We start from the raw sequence: 17,322 nt of genomic DNA, 5'->3' as shown, positions 1-17,322 counted from the left end.
GTATCTGGGTTAGACGATGATGGTGCGTGCGAACCTTTACTGGAGCCTGTCGGGCATTCTGGCGCTTGCGGTGTCGAGCTGCGCGACGCCGCCCGTGCAGCCGCCACCCGTGGTCGCGACGCTGCCGCCGCCGCCACCGAAGATGCCGGCGGGGGGCTATATCGGCATGAAAAGCCCGACAAAGCGCCCAGATGGCCGGTATTTTACCCCCAATCTCGACAATACCGATCAGGCCGCCGTCTGGCATTTGCGCAACGCGCTGAACGTCGCGGCGCTCGGCTGCGACCAGGCGGGTGGCGGTGTCCTTGACCAATACAACGCATGGCTGCGAACGCGTGCGGCGGCGATCGATCGCTATTACCAGGCGTATATCCGCGAATGGCAGGCGCCGGGCTGGTGGGACTGGCAGCGCGTGTACGACGACAATCAGACGCGCATCTACAATTTCTACGCGCAGCCGGCGATGCGCGCGGCATTCTGCGCGGCAGCGCGCGTGGAGGTGGTCCAGGTCGCTCAGGTAGCGGAGGATGACCTGCCGGCCTTCGCGCGAGCCGCGCTGCTACGGCTCGACCGGCCGTTCGTCGATTTCTATGCCGCCTATGACGCGTGGCGTGACTATTATCAGCCCGCCCCGCCGCCGGTCGAGCCGCCGGCCGTGGTGCGCACGATCGAGCCGCCGATGGCGGTGACGCCGCCCGCCATGGTCGCGACACCGAATGGCGCCGCTCCGGCGACGGTCGTCAGCGAAGCGCCTGCGATTGCAGTGCCAGTGACTGCGGCGCCAGTAACTCCGGCGTCGGTCGATGCCGCTGAGCCCGTCCCTGCAGAGCCTCAGTAACGCGTCGTTATCGGTGATACGGTCGGCGCGGTAGCACGCTCGATTATCCAATCGGTGAGACTGCTGGCGATGCGTTTGCGGCCGGCCGGAGCCGACGAATATTACCCCTCTTCTCGGCTCATTCGCCAGCTTGATCGCCGATGCCGGCGCCCGATCCGTCTCTCGTTGCTGGGCAAGAGCAATCGTTCGTGTGTCCGGCTGCGAGGCAACCGGTAGGTCATTGATCGCATCGGCCGGCAAAGATCGCGTCCGAGCGATTGCTGGAGCGCAGTTGTCTGTTTCGTCATACGGCCGCGTGCTACTGTCAGGATAAAGCAAGATCCTCTCAGCGGACTGTCGCAAGCAAGGCGCTCGGCGAATCATGCTGGGACGGATTGTCCAAGTGACACAGGTGCTTCTCGGCTTTAGGCGGCGGGGGTGCACGCCGTCCGGCATCTTCTCGCGCAGCGTCGCCTCGCGCTGCTGATCTGCGCGGCGACGCTGCTGCTGAAGCTGCTGATCCCGACCGGTTACATGGTCGCTGCCAATCACGGGCGCATCGCCATCGTCGTCTGCCCAGGCGCCGCGCCGCGCGCGGAAGCGATGGCGATGCCGGGCATGCACGGCGACATGCCCGATCACGGCATGCCCCATCAAAGCATGTCCGGACACGGCGGCGCCGGGGATCACGGCAAAGCGAAGGACCATGGAAGCGCGGAGATGCCGTGCGCTTTCGCGAGCCTGTCGGCCGCGCTGCTGGGCGCGATCGACCCGCTCCTGCTCGCCGCGCTGATCGCGTTCGTCCTGGCGACCGGCTTCAGCGCCGCGATTCCGCCGCCGCCGTCCCGATCCGCCTATCTACGCCCACCGCTGCGCGGACCACCGGCCTACCTCTGATCCGTCATCCCGTGATGCGCCATCGCGCGCGTTCATGATTCGTGGCCCAAGCCCTCGGCGCGGGGCCGATCAAAGGTATTGCCATGTTCCGAACACCCCTCCTGGCGGGCGCGGCTGCGCCCTCCCTACTGCTGGCCGTTCCCGCCGCCGCGCAGACACCCGATGTGACCAACGCGCGCCGCGATGCGACGATCGTCGTCACCGGGCAGCGCGATCCGCTGAAGCTCGACGACCGGACGCAGGCGAGCAGCCGCCTTGGCCTGACGATCCGCGAGACGCCGGCGAGCGTCGAATTGTTGACGCAGGACGATCTGCAGACCCGCGGGCTGCGCACCGCGCGCGAGACGTTCAACGACGTCGTCGGCGCGATCGCCGGCAACGTGCCGGGCAACCCCGCCGTCGTCAGCTTGCGCGGCTTCGCAGGCAACACCGTGTCGATCCTTCAGGACGGGGTGCGCATCTCCACCTCGACAGTCGTCCAGCGCGACGGCAACAACTGGCATTACGACCGGATCGAGGTGCTGAAGGGGCCGGCGTCGGTGCTCTACGGCGAGGGCGCGCTGGCGGGCGTCATCAACAAGGTGACGCGCAAGCCGGTGCCGGGCGAACGTCGGCTCGACACGCTGTTGTCGATCGGAAGCTTCGACACACTGTACGCCGCCGGCGGGGTCAATTTGCCGGTATCGGCCACCCTCGCGGTACGGGCGGACGCGAGCTACCAGCACTCGGACAGCCTGTACGACGTCGACAATAACGACACCTTCTCCGCCGGGCTGACCGCGAGCGCGCTGTGGAAGCCGAGCGATCGCCTCTCGCTACTCATCGCGGTCGACCATTTCGAGGATCGCTACGACGCCACCTACCAGGGGCTGCCGCTGATCCCCGGCCAATATGCGCGGCGCCCGACCGATGCCGTGAAGAGCGCCAATGGTCTGGTCGCCGATCGCAGCCTGCGCCGGCGCAACTACAATCCGCAGGGTGCCTATTCGGGCGCCGACGAGACGACGGTGCGCACGCGGCTCGACTGGGCGATCGGGAGCGGGTGGACGGCGGCGCTCGACCTGACGGGCTATACCGCCGACCGCGCGTTCCTGCTGGCGGACAGCCAGACGTTCGTCGCGCCGTCCGCGGCGTTCCCCAACGGCAGCTTCCGTCAGACCTACCAGGATTTCCGGCACGATCACCGCTTCTGGAACGCGCGCGGGGTGATCGGCAACGACAGCCGGATCGCGGGGCTGCGCAACCGCTTCAGCCTGGGGCTCGAGCATAACGACACCGATTTCGTCAGCCTGCGCCAGACTGCTGCCGTCTCCGCCCTGCCGGCGGTGGACGTGCGTGACCCGGCGCCCGCGCCGCTGCCCGTTGGGCCCGCGATCTTCACCGCCGGCAACGTCACCTTCGATTCCAGGTTGAAGCAATTGTCGGTCTTCGCGGAGGACGCGCTGAACCTGACGCCGCGATGGCTGCTGGTGGGCGGCGTGCGCTGGGATCATATCGCGCTCGATCGCGCGACTATCCAGAATGTGACCGGGGCCATCGATCGTAATCGCCCAAGCTTCGATCCGGTATCGTGGCGGGCGGGCACGACGTGGGACGTCGGCGCCGGCCTGACGCTCTACGCGCAATATACGACGGCGGTATCGCCGGTGTCGTCGATCCTGCTCGCCTCGATCGCCAACAGCCGCTTCCGGTTGACCAAGGGGCGTGCCTACGAGGCTGGATTCAAGGTGAGTGGCTGGGGCGGGCGGGCGAGCGTCACCGGTGCCGCCTACCGCATCGAGCAGCGCGATATCCTGACCCGCGATCCCGCCGATCCGGCGCTGACGGTGCAGGGCGGGCGGCAATCGTCGCAGGGTGTCGAGCTGTCCGCGATCGTCGCGCCGCTGAAGGCACTACGTCTGTCGGGCGGCGTCTCCTATACCAAGGCGCGCTATGACGCGCTGTCCGAGCTGATCGGCGGCGTGCGGTTTGATCGAACCGGCAACCGCCCGATCAACGTGCCTGCGACGACGCTCAACGCCGCGGCGCTCTACACCATCGCTGAAACGGTAACGATTGGCGGCTTCCTGCGGCATGCCGGCGCTTTCTACACCGACACCGCCAACACCATCCGCGTCGCCGGACACGAAATACTGGATGCCAGCGTATCGCTGCCGGTAGGGCGCCAAGCGACGCTGACGCTGCGCGGCCGCAACCTCGGCAATGCCTTCTATGGCGAATATTCCGGCTATCCGACGACCAACGTCCACATCGGTGCGCCGCGATCGTTCGAGGTTTCGCTGGCGAGCCGGTTCTGATGGCGGGGCAACGCCGATCGGGAGCATCGCGCGCGCGCATCGTCGTGCGCCGCGTCCATCTCTGGCTGGGTCTTGGCATCGGGCTGCTGTTCGCGCTGATCGGCCTCACAGGATCGGCGCTGGTGTTCTACACCGGCATCGACGCGGCGCTCCACCCGGCGATTGAGGTCGCGCGCAACGATCCCGCGCCGGGGCTGGCCTCGCCGGTGTGGGATCGCGCGCTCGCGACGGGGCGCGCGCGCTGGCACGACCCTGCTGGCAAGTGGTCGATCGAGGTGACGGGCGAGGGCGACGCGATCCCTGCGCGCTTTTATCCGTCGTCGGGGCATGGGCACCACGCCGATCGCATGATGGTTTGGTTCTCCCCCGACGGCGGGCGGATCGTCCGCGCCGAGCCGTGGGGCGGCTATCTGATGAGCTGGCTCTACCAGCTGCATATGGCGCTGCTTGCCGGCGATCTCGGCGGCCAAGTGGTGGGCTGGTCGGGCGTCGCGATGCTGCTGCTGCTGGCGAGCGGGATGCTGGTTTGGTGGCCGCGCGGCAGCTTGCACAAGGCGCTTGCCTTCAAGCGCGACGCTGCGCCGATCCGGCGGCTGCGCGACCTGCACAAGTTGACCGGCCTGTGGGCTGCGCCACCGCTGTTCGTGCTGGTCGCGACCGGTGTGCTGCTGGCGCTTCCGCCGGTGATGCAGGTAATCCTGCGACCCGCAACGGTCCTGGCCCCGCTTGCAAGTAAGCCGGCAGGAAGCAGCATCGGCATCGCGCGCGCCCTGACGGTAGCGCAGCGCGCACTGCCTGATGGCCGCATCGTCTTCGTCGATGTGTCCGCCGCGCCGGGGGCGGCGATCCGCGTGCGCTTCCAGGTGCCGGGCGATCCGCACGGGCGCTTTCCAGGAAGCTACGTGTTCATCGACGCAGCATCGGGCCGCGTGCTGGCGGTTCACGACGTGCGGCGGAACGGCAATGGCGTTGCCGTGACCAGCTGGATACGCGCGCTGCACGACGGAACGATCGGTGGGTTGGCAACGCGTGTCCTCGCCGTGGCCGCCGGGCTCGTTCCCACCATTCTATTCGTGACAGGCCTTTCTCATTGGCGCAGGCGCCGGGGGGCCGGCGCCGCCTGAGTAGCTGCGGTACATAGTGCGTGGAGATGATCGGGCGCCTTACGCCCCCCGTTGCGCGGGCGATGCGGGTTACGTGCAGCATCTGCGACCGGCCACGGCTTAACCGGATGGTGAGATAGGCGTCGCTAACGCCGCCGCCCAGTGGCGGACACGCCTGAAAGGGGAATGGCAGTGCCAGCAGAGGCGCGGTGGACACAGGCGGCGATCAACGATTTGCGCGCGGCTATTCAGAAGGGGCTGGAGCCAGGCGCGATCGCAGGGGAATTGCGCCGGAGCGAGAACGACGTGCGGCGCATGATCGGCCGCGTCGGCGTCCGAGCACCGGCAATTTTCTAGCGCGGCCGGTAAAGCCGAAGCGCGATGCGGCACAAGAACGCGCGCGCTGCCGCCGGAGCGACGGTCGCATATCCGCGCCGCACCCGTCGGTTCAGCCCTGCTGGAAACGCTCGTTGATGCTTTGCGCGGCGGCGCGCAGCTCTGGTACCAGCTTCTCGCGCATGTCCTCGACCGGGAAGCGCATCGACGGGCAGCAGGCGTTGAGCGCGGCGATGACGTGGCCCGCCGCGTCATAGATCGGCACCGACAGCGAGCGGACGCCGACCTCCAGTTCCTCGTCGACGAGCGAGTAGCCGCATTCGCGCGTCTCCTCGATCACCGCACGAAGCTGCTTGATCGAGCGGACGGTATTGGTGGTGTGCTTCTCCAGCGTCAGCCGCGCGAAATAGCGCTCGAGCGCGGCGTCGCTCTCGCCGGCGAGCAGCACGCGGCCGGTCGACACGGCGTACGCAGGCAGGCGATTGCCGATGTTGATGCTGACCGAGATGACGCGGTCGGGCGTCGAGCGAGCGAGATAGGTGACGTCGTCGCCGGTCAGCACCGCGGTGTAGATCGATTCCTGCGTGCGCTGCGACAGCGCGTTCATCACCGGCTGGACGACGTCGAGGATGCCGACGGAGGCGAGCGCCGAGTAGCCGAGCTGGAGGACCTTGGGCCGCAGCGAGAAATCGCGGTCGCGCTTCTCGGCATAGCCTTCGCGCACCAGCGTCAGCAGCAGGCGGCGCGCCGTCGCGCGCGACATGCCGGTCGCCTTGGCGACGTCGCTCAACGTCATCGTCGGCTTGTCTCGCGTGAAGGCACAAATGACTTCCAGCCCGCGCGCAAGCGACGCAACATAATCGCGATCGGTATCGTCTTGGTCGCTAGCTGCCGCGTCGCTGTCATCTACGCCGATAGTGCTGTTCGATTGATCGGACACTGCGCCTCTGTCTCCCCCGAACCGCCGCAATCTTGGTAAACGCGCGGGTTACCAAATCGCAACCCGATCAAGCGCTTATTCTGCCCCGCAATCGCACTCGATTGTACCAACCGCGGACTAAACGTGCGCTATCGCAACATGCGTTCGGTATGCGATCAAAAATGCGTTGACAATATGCCGCGATGCGGCAAGTTTGAGTTGCGGCCAAGCGGGGAGCTTGTCGCGGGTAGGGGATAAGACATGCGAAAGACGTTCGCGGTCGGCGCTGCAATTGCGGCGCTGATGTCGGGGACGCATGCATTGCATGCGGAAGACTTCCGGGTTGAACTTTCCACGCCGGCGGCGGGGCAGAACGCGTATGAGGGTCGGCTGATCCTGGTGATTGCTGCCGACGACAAGACGGAGCCGCGTTTTCAAGTCGACGCAAGCTACGAAGGCGCGCAGGTCTTCGGCATCGACGTCGAGAATTTCCGCAACGGCCAGGCGCGCGTGATCGGCAAGGACGTGCTCGGCTATCCCGGTCGCAGCCTCGCCGACGTTCCCGCCGGCACCTATACCGTTCAGGCGGTGCTGCATAAGTACGATACGTTCAAGCTCGCGAACGGCAAGGTCGTGAAGCTGCCCGCGGCGCGCGGCGCGGGGCAGAACTGGCGCAAGGAGCCGGGCAACCTCATCAGCAAGCCGTTCAAGGTCAATTTCGATCCCAAGCGTCCCGGTGAGATCAAGCTGGCGCTGAACGAGGTGCTGCCGCCGATCGAGGAACCGAAGGACACCGAGTACGTCCGGCACTTCAAGTTCAAGTCCGACCGGCTGTCGAAGTTCTGGGGACGCGACGTCTACATGCGCGGCCACGTGCTGGTGCCCAAGGATTTCGACAAGCATCCCGAAGCGCGCTATCCGCTGGCGATCTTCCACGGGCATTTTCCGGAAGATTTCGGCGGCTTCCGCACCACGCCGCCGGACGCGAACATCAAGTGCACGCCGAACAAGCGTTTCATCAACGAGACCTGCTACGAGCGCACCGAGCAGCGCGAGGCGTATGATTTCTACCAGAAGTGGACGTCGCCCGATTTTCCGCGGATGCTGATCGTCGAGATCGATCATTCGAACCCCTATTACGACGACAGCTATGCGGTGAATTCGGCCAACATCGGCCCGTACGGCGATGCGATCACCTACGATTTCATCCCGGCGCTGGAGAAGAAGTTCCGCGGTATCGGCGCGGGCTGGTCGCGCTTCCTGTACGGCGGATCGACCGGCGGGTGGGAAGCGCTGGCTGTGCAAGTCTTCTATCCCGACGAGTATAATGGCGCGTTCGCCGCCTGCCCCGATCCGATCGATTTCCGTCAGACGATGGTGACGGATATCTACAAGGACAAGAACGCCTATTTCTGGACAGGGCCGTTCGGCAAGGTCGCGAAGCCGGCGAAGCGCGATTACCTAGGCCACCTGTCGAACACGATCGAGGACGAGAACCGGCTAGAGCTGGTGCTCGGCGACAAGACGCGTTCGGGCGGGCAGTGGGATATCTGGGAAGCGGTCTACTCGCCGATGGGTGCGGACGGATACCCGCAACGCATCTGGAACAAGGCGACCGGCGAGATCGATCCCAAGGTCGCCGCTCACTGGCGTGAAAATTACGACCTGCGCCACATCCTGCAGCGCGACTGGCAGAAGCTCGCGCCCAAGCTGCAGGGCAAGATCAACATCTATGTCGGCGACATGGACAATTTCTATCTCAACAACGCCGTCTATCTGATGGAGGATTTCCTCAAGACGGCGAAGCCGGCGTATGGCGGCGAGATCCTGTACGGCGATCGCGACGAGCATTGCTGGAACGGCGACAAGACCCAGCCCAATTCGGTCGGGCGGCTGCGCTACAATTGGATGTACGTGCCGAAGATCCTGCAGCGGATCGAAGCGGCGGCCCCCAAGGGGGCTGACCTTACCAGCTGGCGATACAAGTAACCGGGCAAGCGCGCACGGCGAGGGGACGCCGGCGCGGATAGCCTCAATCAACCATCATCAGGGAGTTCGATCATGTCCACCAGGGCACCATCACGCACGTTCCTTTTATGCACCGCCGCCGCATTCATGACCGTCGCGCTGCCGGCGCACGCGCAGGACGCAGCAGCCGATATCGCCGCCGGATCAAGCGAGGACGGCGAGATCGTCGTCACCGGATCGCGCATCCGCTCGCCCAACCTCGAGAGCGTCAGCCCGGTCACCACCGTCGCGGCCGAGGAGTTCGCGGTGCGCGGCACGGTGCGCACCGAAGATCTCGTCAACCAGCTGCCGCAGGTGTTCGCAGCGCAGGGCGCGGCGAATTCGAACGAGGCGACGGGCACCGCGCAGGTCGACCTTCGCGGCCTCAGCCCGTCGCGCACGCTGGTGCTGATCAACGGACGTCGCCTGCCGTACGGCTCGCCAAAGAACATCCCGTCGGATTTGAACCAGGTGCCGACGCCGCTGATCCAGTCGGTCGAGGTGCTGACGGGCGGCGCATCGGCGGTCTACGGTTCGGACGCGATCGCCGGCGTCGTCAACTTCAAGCTGATGGAGAATTTCAGCGGCATCCGCTTCACCGGAAGCATCGCCGGTTTCCAGCATACCAACGACCGCGACGAGCTGCGCGATCTGCTCGATCGCAACAACGCGCGCGTGCCGGGCGCGTATCTGAAGCCGGAGAAGACGATCTGGAACGGCTTCACCACCGAATTGTCGGCGGTGGTCGGCGGCAACATGGATGACGGTCGCGGCAACGTCACCGCTTATGCGACCTATCGCAAGGTCAATCCGATCCTGCAGGGCGATTACGATTACTCTGCCTGCGCACTGGGCGCGACGGGTGCGGGCGGCAACGAATTCTCGTGCAGCGGTTCCGCCACCAACGCGCCGGCGAACTTCACCAACGCCGGCGGCATTCCGGGCCTGCCGACGTCGTTCCGCGCCACCGGCGACCGCCAGTTCGTCGCGGGTACGCAGACGTACAATTTCGCGCCGTACAATTACTATCAGCGCCCCGACGAGCGCTACGCGCTGGGCGCGACGGCGCATTACGAAGTGAACGAGAATTTCACGCCCTATCTCGAGGCGTCGTTCATGGAGGACCGCTCGGTCGCGCAGATCGCACCGGGCACCAACAGCGCGGGCATTACCGTCGGCGCCGGCAGCATCAGCGGGATCAATTGCGACAACCCGTATCTGAGCGCGCAGCAGGCGAACTTCCTGTGCACCAGCCGCGGCCTGTCCACGGCGAGCGTCTATGACGGCGCGGGCAATTACGTCCGCCCCGCCTCGATCGCGCAGGGCGTGCTCGTCGCGCGGCGCAACGTCGAGGGTGGCAACCGGCAGGACGACATCCAGCACCAGAGCTACCGCATCGTGCTCGGCGCGCGCGGCGAGATCGCCGGGCCGTTCAAATATGACGTCTACGGCCTCTATTCGAAGGTGAATTACCGCAGCCGCTTCCTCGGCGACGCCAACCGCCAGCGGACGGCGAATGCGTTCAACGCGGTGCGCAATTCGGCCGGCCAGATCGTCTGCGCGATCAATGCCGACGCCAATCCGAACAACAACGACGCCAATTGCTCGCCGCTCGACTATTTCGGGCCGGAGGCGAGTGCCCAGGCCGTCCAATATGTTGCCGAGACGAAGTCGATCACGGGCGACACCAACCTCGTCAACATCGTCGCGGCGATCGACGGCAACCTCGGCGAATGGGGCTTGACCTCGCCATTCGCGGAGAACGGCGTCGCGGTCGCCTTCGGATACGAATTCCGCAAGAACTCGGTCGATTATCAGCCCGACGAAATCTATCAGGCAGCGGCAAGCCCGGAGCTGCCGATCACCGGATCGGTCGCGGCGAAGGAGTTCTTCGGCGAGCTGATCGTACCGCTGGTCGAGAACGTGCCGTTCATGCAGACGCTGTCGTTCGAGGGCGCGTACCGCTATTCGGATTACGACAGCGGGTTCAAGACCGACACGTACAAGCTGGGGCTGAACTGGACGCCGGTACGCGATTTTCGCCTGCGCGGTTCATATCAGCGCGCCGTGCGTGCGCCCAACGTGATCGAGCTGTTCTCCAGCCAGCAGCTGTTCGAGGTCGAGCTGACCGAGAACGCCAACGGGTCGTACGATCCATGTTCGGGCGCAGCGCCGATCGCGTCGTTCGCGCAATGCGCGCGCACCGGCGTGACGGCCGCGCAATACGGCAACATCGTCGACAATCCGGCCGGGCAGTTCAACTCGCTGATCGGCGGCAACCCCGATCTCGATCCCGAAACCGCCAAGACGCTGTCGCTGGGTGCAGTGTTCGAGCCGCGCTTCGTGCGCGGGCTGACGATCTCGGTCGACTATTTCGATATCAAGGTCGAGAACCTCGTCGGCAGCGTCAACCCGAACCTGTCGATCGCCAATTGCCTCGCGAACGGCGACCCGTATTTCTGCAGCCTGATCCAGCGCAGCCCCGACAGCGGCTCGCTGTGGCAGGGCGAGAACGGCTACTTCCGCCGCTTCAACGTCAACACCGGTTCGTTGCAGACCAAGGGCGTCGACGTCGCGGTCGATTATCGCATGAACCTCGCCGATCTCGGCCTCAATGCCGGGCGGCTCGCGTTTAATCTCGTCGGCACGTACCTCGACTCGTACAAGACGGTGCCGCTGCCCAATTCACCGCAGGCCGATATCTACGAGTGCAAGGGGCTGTACGCCGGGCTCTGCGGCCGTCCGCGCCCGGAGTGGCGGCACAAGTTCATGACGACGTGGACGCCGGCGGATCGCTTCAGCCTGACGGGCACGTGGCGCTACGTCTCGGCGGTCAAGATCGCGCAGACGAGCGACCAGCCGGCGCTGACCGGCAGCTTCTCGGGCGTCAACGAGCGGCTCGGATCGCGCAGCTACTTCGATCTCGCCGCGTCGTTCGAGGTGCGCAAGGATCTGGTCTTCCGCGCCGGCGTCAACAACGTCTTCGACAAGGATCCGCCGCTTACGACCACCGCGGCGATCGAGGACGGCGGCAACGGCAATACCTACCCGCAATTCTACGATGCGACGGGCCGTTACCTGTTCCTCAGCGCCAACGTCGGCTTCTGATGCGGTGACAATTGAACCGGGGGCGTGCGCTGGTACGCCCCCGGTATCAGGGATCAGATGGGGACTGAGTGATGAACGCGCGTTGGTATGCCGGGGCCGCCCTGGCGATGATTGTGTCCGCGACGGGACCCGTTACGGCTGCGCCGGCAACCGACGCCGATCGCGCAATGGCGCGGCAGATGCTCGAAGAGGCGATCGCGACGCCGACCGCCAAGGGGCGCGGGCAGGTGCCGGCGCTGATCGAGAAATATGCCGCGCGGCTGCGCGCTGCCGGGTTCGCGGCCGAAGACATTCAGACCGTGCCGGTCGAGATCGACGGCGAGAAGACGGCGGGGCTCGTCGTGCGCTACGCCGGGCGCAATCCGCGCGCGAAGCCGATCGCGTTTCTCGGGCATATGGATGTCGTCGACGCGCTCAAGGAGAACTGGTCGACCGACCCCTATGTGCCGACCGAGAAGGACGGCTACATCTACGGGCGCGGATCGACCGACAACAAGGCGGGCGTCACCGCGCTGGTCGCCAGCTTCGTCCGGCTCAAGAAGGCGGGCTTCGTGCCCGAGCGCGATCTGCTGCTCGCTTTTTCGGGCGACGAGGAGAGCGGGATGATGACGACCCGTGCGCTGACCAAGCATCCGCTGGTCGCGCGTGCCGAATATGCGCTCAACTCGGATGCGGGGTCGGGGCAGATCGGTGCCGACGGCAAATATCGCTTCAACATCCAGGCGGCGGAGAAGACCTACGCCAATTTCGCGATCGCGGCGAAGAACCCCGGTGGGCATAGTTCCGCGCCGCGGGCCGACAATGCGATCTACGATCTCGCGCGCGCGCTGGTGAAGCTGGAGAGCCTGCGCTTCCCGGTCGAGTTCAACGAGATCACGCGGATCATGGTCGCCGACATGGCGAAGGAGAAGGGCGGCGAGCTTGGCCGGGCGCTGACGACGCTCGCGGCCGATCCGACCGACGCTGTGGCGCGCGCCGTTGCCGAGAAATATCCGCACGACGCCAACATTCTGTGGACGACGTGCGTCGCGACGATGCTGCAGGCGGGCAACGCGCCCAACGCGCTGCCGCAGAACGCCACGGCGAACGTCAATTGCCGCATCTTTCCGGGTACGACCGTCGAGGCGGTACGCGGCAAGATAGCCGAGACGATCGGCATTGACAAGCTCGCGGTGTCGCTGGTTGGCGAGGGCGTCGCGAGCCCCGTCTCCCCAGTCAATCCCGCGCTGTTCGCGCGGCTGCAGAAGGCAATGGACGCGACCTATCCGGGCGTGACGCTGAAGCCGAGCATGTCGTCGGGCGGCACCGACGGGCGCGAGTTCCGCAGCGCCGGTATCCCGACGTACGGCGCGGGTGCGCTGGCGCTTGGCGCGGACGACAGCCGCGCGCATGGCACCGACGAGCGGGTGCCGATCGCGGCGTATCTGAAGCAATTCGATTACTGGGATTTCCTGCTGCGCGACCTGGGCAGCGCCAAGTGACGTCACTCGCGCGGCGCGATCTACTGCGCGGCGGCGCTATGGCAGGCATCGTCGTCGCGGCTGCGCCAGCCGCAAGCGGCGCAGCGCCGAGCCCGGCGGCGATGACGCCCGTCGCGCCGATCGGCCGCGCCGAGCGCGTGAGGCGGCTCGCGCGGCTCCAGGCCGAACTGCGCCGCCGCAACCTGTCCGCGCTGCTGGTCGAGGCGGGATCGAGCCTCGTTTATTTCACCGGCATCGACTGGTGGCGCAGCGAGCGGACGACGGCGGCGGTGATTCCGGCCGACGGCCCGGTGCTGATCGTGACGCCGTTCTTCGAGGAACCGTCGATCCGCGAAATGCTCGACGTGCCGGGTGAGGTGCGCGTGTGGCAGGAGGACGAAAGCCCCTTCGCGCTGATCGCCAACTGGCTGACGGAGAAGAGGCTTGGCACCGGCACGCTGGCGGTGGAGGAGACCGCGCGCTTCTTCATCGTCGACGGCATCCGCCGGTTGCTGCCCGGATTGCGGACCGTGTCGGGCGCAGCGCCCGTCAATGCGCTGCGCATGATCAAGAGCCCGGCCGAGATCGCGTTGCTGCAACGCGCCAACGACATCATGATCGCCGCCTATCGCGCGACGCATGCCGAGGTGCGCGCTGGCATGACGGGCGACGACATCAACGCGATCATGACGGCGCAGATCGCGCGTCATGGCGGGCAGCGCGGATCGAGCAGCGCGCAGATCGGGCCGGGCAGCGCGCTGCCGCACGGGTCGAAGGAGCGGCTGAAGCTCGCCGAGGGCGCGGTCGTGCTGATGGACTGCACGTGCAGCATGCACGGCTACGTCGCCGACGTGTCGCGCACCTTCGTGTTCGGCGAGCCGACGGCGGAGCAGCGCCGCGTGTTCGCGCAGATGCGCCAGGGCATGGCGGTGGCGATGGATGCCGCGAAGGTCGGCGCGCCGGCCGGAAGCGTCGATGATGCGGTGCGCGCCTATTACGAGAAGCTGGGCTACGGCCCACGCTACGCGCTGCCAGGCCTGTCGCACCGTACCGGCCACGGCATCGGCCTCGACGTGCACGAGCCGGTCAATCTGGTGCACGGCGAAACGACGCCGCTGGCGCCGGGCATGTGCTTCTCGAACGAGCCGGGCCTCTATCTGCCGGGCAAGTTCGGCATCCGCATCGAAGATTGCTTCCACATCACCGACGAGGGCCCGCGCTTCTTCACGCAGCCGCCCGCGTCGCTCGACAAACCGTTCGGATAAGAAAAGGGGGCTGAAATGCCACGATCGAAGAGCTGGTTGGGCAGCGCCGCGGCGATCGCTCTGCTGGCGCTCGCGCCCGCGGCGATGGCGCAGGAAGAACAGACGATGTCACCGGCACTGCCCAAGATCATGAGCCTGCGCGATCAGGCACAGCTGCGCAACGCGTGGCTGGAGCGCCGGTTCGAAACCGTGCTGCCGCAGCTGATGCGTGAGAACGGCATCGACATGTGGGTGCTGATCGCGCGCGAATATCTCGAAGACCCGGTTGTCTCGACGATGCTGAACGCGACCAACCTGCGCGCGCGGCGGCGGACGATCCTGATCTATTTCGATCCGGGTGAGGGCAAGCCGATCGAACGGCTGGTCGTCAGCAAGCACGGCATGGGCAATCTCTACCAGCCCGTGTGGGACATGGAGAAGCAGCCCGACCAGTTCGCGCGCGTTCGCGAGCTGATCGCCGAGCGCAACCCGAAGAAGATCGCGCTCAACATCTCCTCGCTGACGGCGTTCGGCGACGGGCTGACGCACAGCCAGTATTCCGATTTGATGAAGGCGCTGACGCCCGAGCAGCAGGGCCGCATCGTCTCGGGCTATCCGCTGGCGATCGGCTGGCTCGAGACACGCACGCCGGAGGAGATGAAGGTCTATCCCGAGATCGCGCGCGTCGCGCATGCGATCATCGGCGAGGGCTTCTCGTCCGCGGTGGTGAAGCCGGGCATGACGACCAACGAGGATCTCGTCTGGTGGTACCGCCAACGCGTCGCGGATTTCGGCCTCGGCTCATGGTTCCATCCCTCGGTCGAGGTGACGCGCAAGGGTACGCCCGGCGTGCTGCGCGAGCAGGCGAGCGTGATCCAGAAGGGCGACATGCTGCGCGTCGATTTCGGCATCAACTATCTAAACTTCATGACCGATACGCAGCATGTCGCCTATGTGCTGCGCGACGGCGAGACCGATGCGCCCGCGGGGCTGAAGGCTGGCTTGCGCGACAACAATCTGGTGCAGGATGCGGTGACGAGCGAGTTTCGCGTCGGGGCGACCGGCAACGAGGTGCTCAACCGCGCGCGCGCCAAGGCGATCGGCGCGGGGCTCAAGCCGACGATCTACTCGCACCCGATCGGCTATCACGGCCACGGTGCGGGCAGCTCGATCGGCCTGTCGGAAGAGCAGAAGTTCGTGCCGACCGGCGAATACAAGCTGCGGCCGAACATCGCCTGGTCGATCGAGCTGATGGCGACCAAAGCGGTGCCCGAATGGGGCGGCCAGATGGTCGATTTCAAGAGCGAGGAAGACGCCTTCTTCGACGGCAGGACCGTTCGCTACATCGACGGGCGTCAGACCAAGTTCCACCTGATCGGATCGCGCTGAAGTTCCCTTTCGCGGCCGGCGCAATGCGCCGCGGGCCGCGGCGCGGGCCGTACACTGGGGCTCATCCCTTGCCGGGATGAGCCCCGTTCTTTTCGCCGGCCTTTCGGCTCAGGGCCGGGGCACCAGGATGAAATCCTCCTGCCCGCCATCGAGGAAGCGGAAGCTGCCGTCGGGCGACAGGAAGCCGTTCTCCTCGTGCATGAAGCGCACTTTCTGCCCGCCCCATTCGGGCACGTTGGCCTGCGCATTGAGTTCGATCGACCAGGCGGTGTTGGGATCGATGCGATACTCGCCGCGGTGCGGCGCCGGCGCCTGGCTCTCCCACGCGCCGATCGGCGCGCCGGCGGCGTGGCCGTGGAAGCCGATCGGGTGCGAGTAGATCGTGCCGTCGATCTTCTCCGCCTCCACCTGCCGCCGCGCGGCGGCGAGCACCTCGTTGCCGGTGCGCCCCGGCTTCAGCGCCGCGATCGTCGCCGCGCGCACGCGGTTCATCGCCGCCATACCGTCGCGCAGGCCCTTTGGCGCCTGCGTCTCGCCGGGTTTCAGGACATAGGCGAGGCGCTGGATATCGGTGTTGAGCCCGAGGTAGGTGATGCCGAAATCGACGTGCAGCATGTCGCCGGGCATGATGATCGTCGCGCCGCGATGGCCCATCTCCTGCACGCTGAACGCGCCGCCATCGGCACGCTGGATCGCGACGCTCGGCTGGAACCAGGTGTCGAGCCCCAGCTGGTTGATGCGGTTGCGGAACCACCACACGACGTCGTCCGACGTGGTGACGCCAGGCGTGATGACGCGCTCCGAGAACCCTTCTTCGATGATCGCGTGCGAGATCCGCGAGATGGTGGGATAGCTCGCCATCTCTTCGGGAATGCGCGTTTCGAGCCAGCCGAGCGGCAGGCGCTCCGGGCTGACGAGGCGCTTGGCGAAATCGGGGCCGATCGCGCGCACGATCGCCTCGTAATGCGTCGCGCTGAGGCCGTCGGCGAGCGGAAACTCCTCCGACCGGTTGAGCGCGATCGTCGCGGGGTTGCGCGCGGCGATGATCCTGGCGAGCTCGGCCCATTGATCGGGCTGCTCGTCGGGATTCCACGCGGGCTTGAAGTCGCCGACCGGATAGCGCGCGAGCGCGAGCTTCTCGATCGGCTTGCCGTCGCCGGGGTCGAAGAAGACGAGGATGGTGCGGCGCCGGGCGTGAAGCCAGGTTGCCGGCAGCATCGTCTCGACGACGGGATCCTCGTTATACTCGCCTGCGACGAGCACCCACATCTGTACCTTGTCGCGGCGCATCAGCGTCGGCAGGACGCGCTCGAGCCGCAGCTTGAGCCAGCGATCCTCGGTCTCGGCGCGGCGCTCGAGCGGGAGGATGGCCGGCATGGCGTGCGCGTGGAAATCCGCCGCAGCGGGCGCCGATCCCGCCGCAAGCGCCAAGGCCAAGGTGAACGCCCCCATCGTCAAACTCCTGTGTGTTCGCTTGTCGAACTTTTGTTCGCTATGCATGTGGTAGTTTGATTGGAGCGTGTTGTGAAGCGCGTCTTACGGGGTCGGGCCACGCGACCGGCGGATCCTGGAGGCCCGGCCGTGTCCGCGAAGCTGCACGCCGGACAACGAAGCCAACACGGAGCATTAAGCACGATAGCCGTAGAGCGCGCATTGCGGCTTGCGTATCATGGCCGTGCGTTGGGGAAGCAGGACGGGGAAGTGCATCACTCCTCCGTTCTGCTTCTTCCCCATCGGGCCTGATC

General features: G+C 66.2%; 11 protein-coding genes. 9 read left to right on the top strand and 2 right to left on the bottom strand.

The features are described from left to right. Positions 1 to 22 precede the first annotated feature (22 nt). The 4 genes from F1C10_RS11135 to F1C10_RS11120 all read left to right on the top strand — a co-directional run bounded on the left by F1C10_RS11135 (position 23) and on the right by F1C10_RS11120 (position 5,135). A complete protein-coding gene (locus tag F1C10_RS11135) occupies positions 23 to 838 on the top strand; it encodes a hypothetical protein (RefSeq protein WP_219729741.1) in 816 nt (271 codons plus the stop codon). Between the two features lie 417 nt (positions 839 to 1,255). Then, entirely contained in the window at positions 1,256 to 1,714 is a 459-nt protein-coding gene (locus F1C10_RS11130) for a hypothetical protein (protein WP_185206200.1), read from the top strand. 83 nt (positions 1,715 to 1,797) lie between these two features. Beyond that, positions 1,798 to 4,011: a TonB-dependent siderophore receptor gene (locus tag F1C10_RS11125; protein ID WP_185206198.1), complete on the top strand. Its 2,214-nt coding sequence runs from the start codon at positions 1,798 to 1,800 to the stop codon at positions 4,009 to 4,011. After that, on the top strand, positions 4,011 to 5,135 hold the full coding sequence (locus tag F1C10_RS11120) for a PepSY domain-containing protein (protein ID WP_185206196.1): 1,125 nt from the start codon (positions 4,011 to 4,013) through the stop codon (positions 5,133 to 5,135). The genes F1C10_RS11125 and F1C10_RS11120 overlap by 1 nt, the downstream gene beginning before the upstream one ends. A gap of 427 nt (positions 5,136 to 5,562) precedes the next feature. On the opposite strand, the gene F1C10_RS11110 is transcribed toward F1C10_RS11120, so the two are convergent. Next, entirely contained in the window at positions 5,563 to 6,390 is an 828-nt protein-coding gene (locus F1C10_RS11110; protein ID WP_219729740.1) for an IclR family transcriptional regulator C-terminal domain-containing protein, read from the bottom strand. Between the two features lie 240 nt (positions 6,391 to 6,630). On the opposite strand from F1C10_RS11110, the gene F1C10_RS11105 reads away from it, so the two are divergent. The 5 genes from F1C10_RS11105 to F1C10_RS11085 all read left to right on the top strand — a co-directional run bounded on the left by F1C10_RS11105 (position 6,631) and on the right by F1C10_RS11085 (position 15,577). Continuing rightward, a complete protein-coding gene (locus tag F1C10_RS11105) occupies positions 6,631 to 8,358 on the top strand; it encodes a hypothetical protein (protein WP_185206192.1) in 1,728 nt (575 codons plus the stop codon). A gap of 126 nt (positions 8,359 to 8,484) precedes the next feature. Then, on the top strand, positions 8,485 to 11,484 hold the full coding sequence (locus F1C10_RS11100) for a TonB-dependent receptor domain-containing protein (RefSeq protein WP_219729739.1): 3,000 nt from the start codon (positions 8,485 to 8,487) through the stop codon (positions 11,482 to 11,484). Between the two features lie 71 nt (positions 11,485 to 11,555). After that, entirely contained in the window at positions 11,556 to 12,965 is a 1,410-nt protein-coding gene (locus F1C10_RS11095) for a M20/M25/M40 family metallo-hydrolase (protein WP_185206189.1), read from the top strand. Further along, the gene (locus F1C10_RS11090) at positions 12,962 to 14,209 is read left to right on the top strand and encodes a Xaa-Pro peptidase family protein (RefSeq protein ID WP_258042870.1); all 1,248 of its coding nucleotides are present in this window, start codon (positions 12,962 to 12,964) and stop codon (positions 14,207 to 14,209) included. Before F1C10_RS11095 ends, F1C10_RS11090 begins: the two co-directional genes overlap by 4 nt. A 15-nt stretch (positions 14,210 to 14,224) precedes the next feature. Next, a complete protein-coding gene (locus F1C10_RS11085) occupies positions 14,225 to 15,577 on the top strand; it encodes an aminopeptidase P family protein (RefSeq protein ID WP_258042869.1) in 1,353 nt (450 codons plus the stop codon). A gap of 108 nt (positions 15,578 to 15,685) precedes the next feature. Here F1C10_RS11085 and F1C10_RS11080 read toward each other — a convergent pair whose 3' ends face one another. Continuing rightward, positions 15,686 to 17,029 (bottom strand): M24 family metallopeptidase, encoded by a 1,344-nt coding sequence (locus F1C10_RS11080; RefSeq protein WP_185206187.1) that lies wholly within the window; start codon positions 17,027 to 17,029, stop codon positions 15,686 to 15,688. Between the last annotated feature and the right edge of the window lie 293 nt (positions 17,030 to 17,322).

This window comes from Sphingomonas sp. NBWT7, assembly GCF_014217605.1.
Taxonomy (GTDB): Bacteria; Pseudomonadota; Alphaproteobacteria; order Sphingomonadales; family Sphingomonadaceae; genus Sphingomonas.
This window is presented reverse-complemented; position numbering and strand designations above follow the sequence as displayed.

Excerpts from the sequence above, each read along its gene's own strand:
- F1C10_RS11125 (WP_185206198.1), top strand. The coding sequence starts at position 1,798 with ATGTTCCGAACACCCCTCCTGGCGGGCGCGGCTGCGCCCTCCCTACTG.
- F1C10_RS11120 (WP_185206196.1), top strand. The coding sequence starts at position 4,011 with ATGGCGGGGCAACGCCGATCGGGAGCATCGCGCGCGCGCATCGTCGTG.
- F1C10_RS11105 (WP_185206192.1), top strand. The coding sequence starts at position 6,631 with ATGCGAAAGACGTTCGCGGTCGGCGCTGCAATTGCGGCGCTGATGTCG.
- F1C10_RS11100 (WP_219729739.1), top strand. The coding sequence starts at position 8,485 with ATGACCGTCGCGCTGCCGGCGCACGCGCAGGACGCAGCAGCCGATATC.
- F1C10_RS11095 (WP_185206189.1), top strand. The coding sequence starts at position 11,556 with ATGAACGCGCGTTGGTATGCCGGGGCCGCCCTGGCGATGATTGTGTCC.
- F1C10_RS11085 (WP_258042869.1), top strand. The coding sequence starts at position 14,225 with ATGCCACGATCGAAGAGCTGGTTGGGCAGCGCCGCGGCGATCGCTCTG.
- F1C10_RS11080 (WP_185206187.1), bottom strand. The coding sequence starts at position 17,029 with ATGGGGGCGTTCACCTTGGCCTTGGCGCTTGCGGCGGGATCGGCGCCC.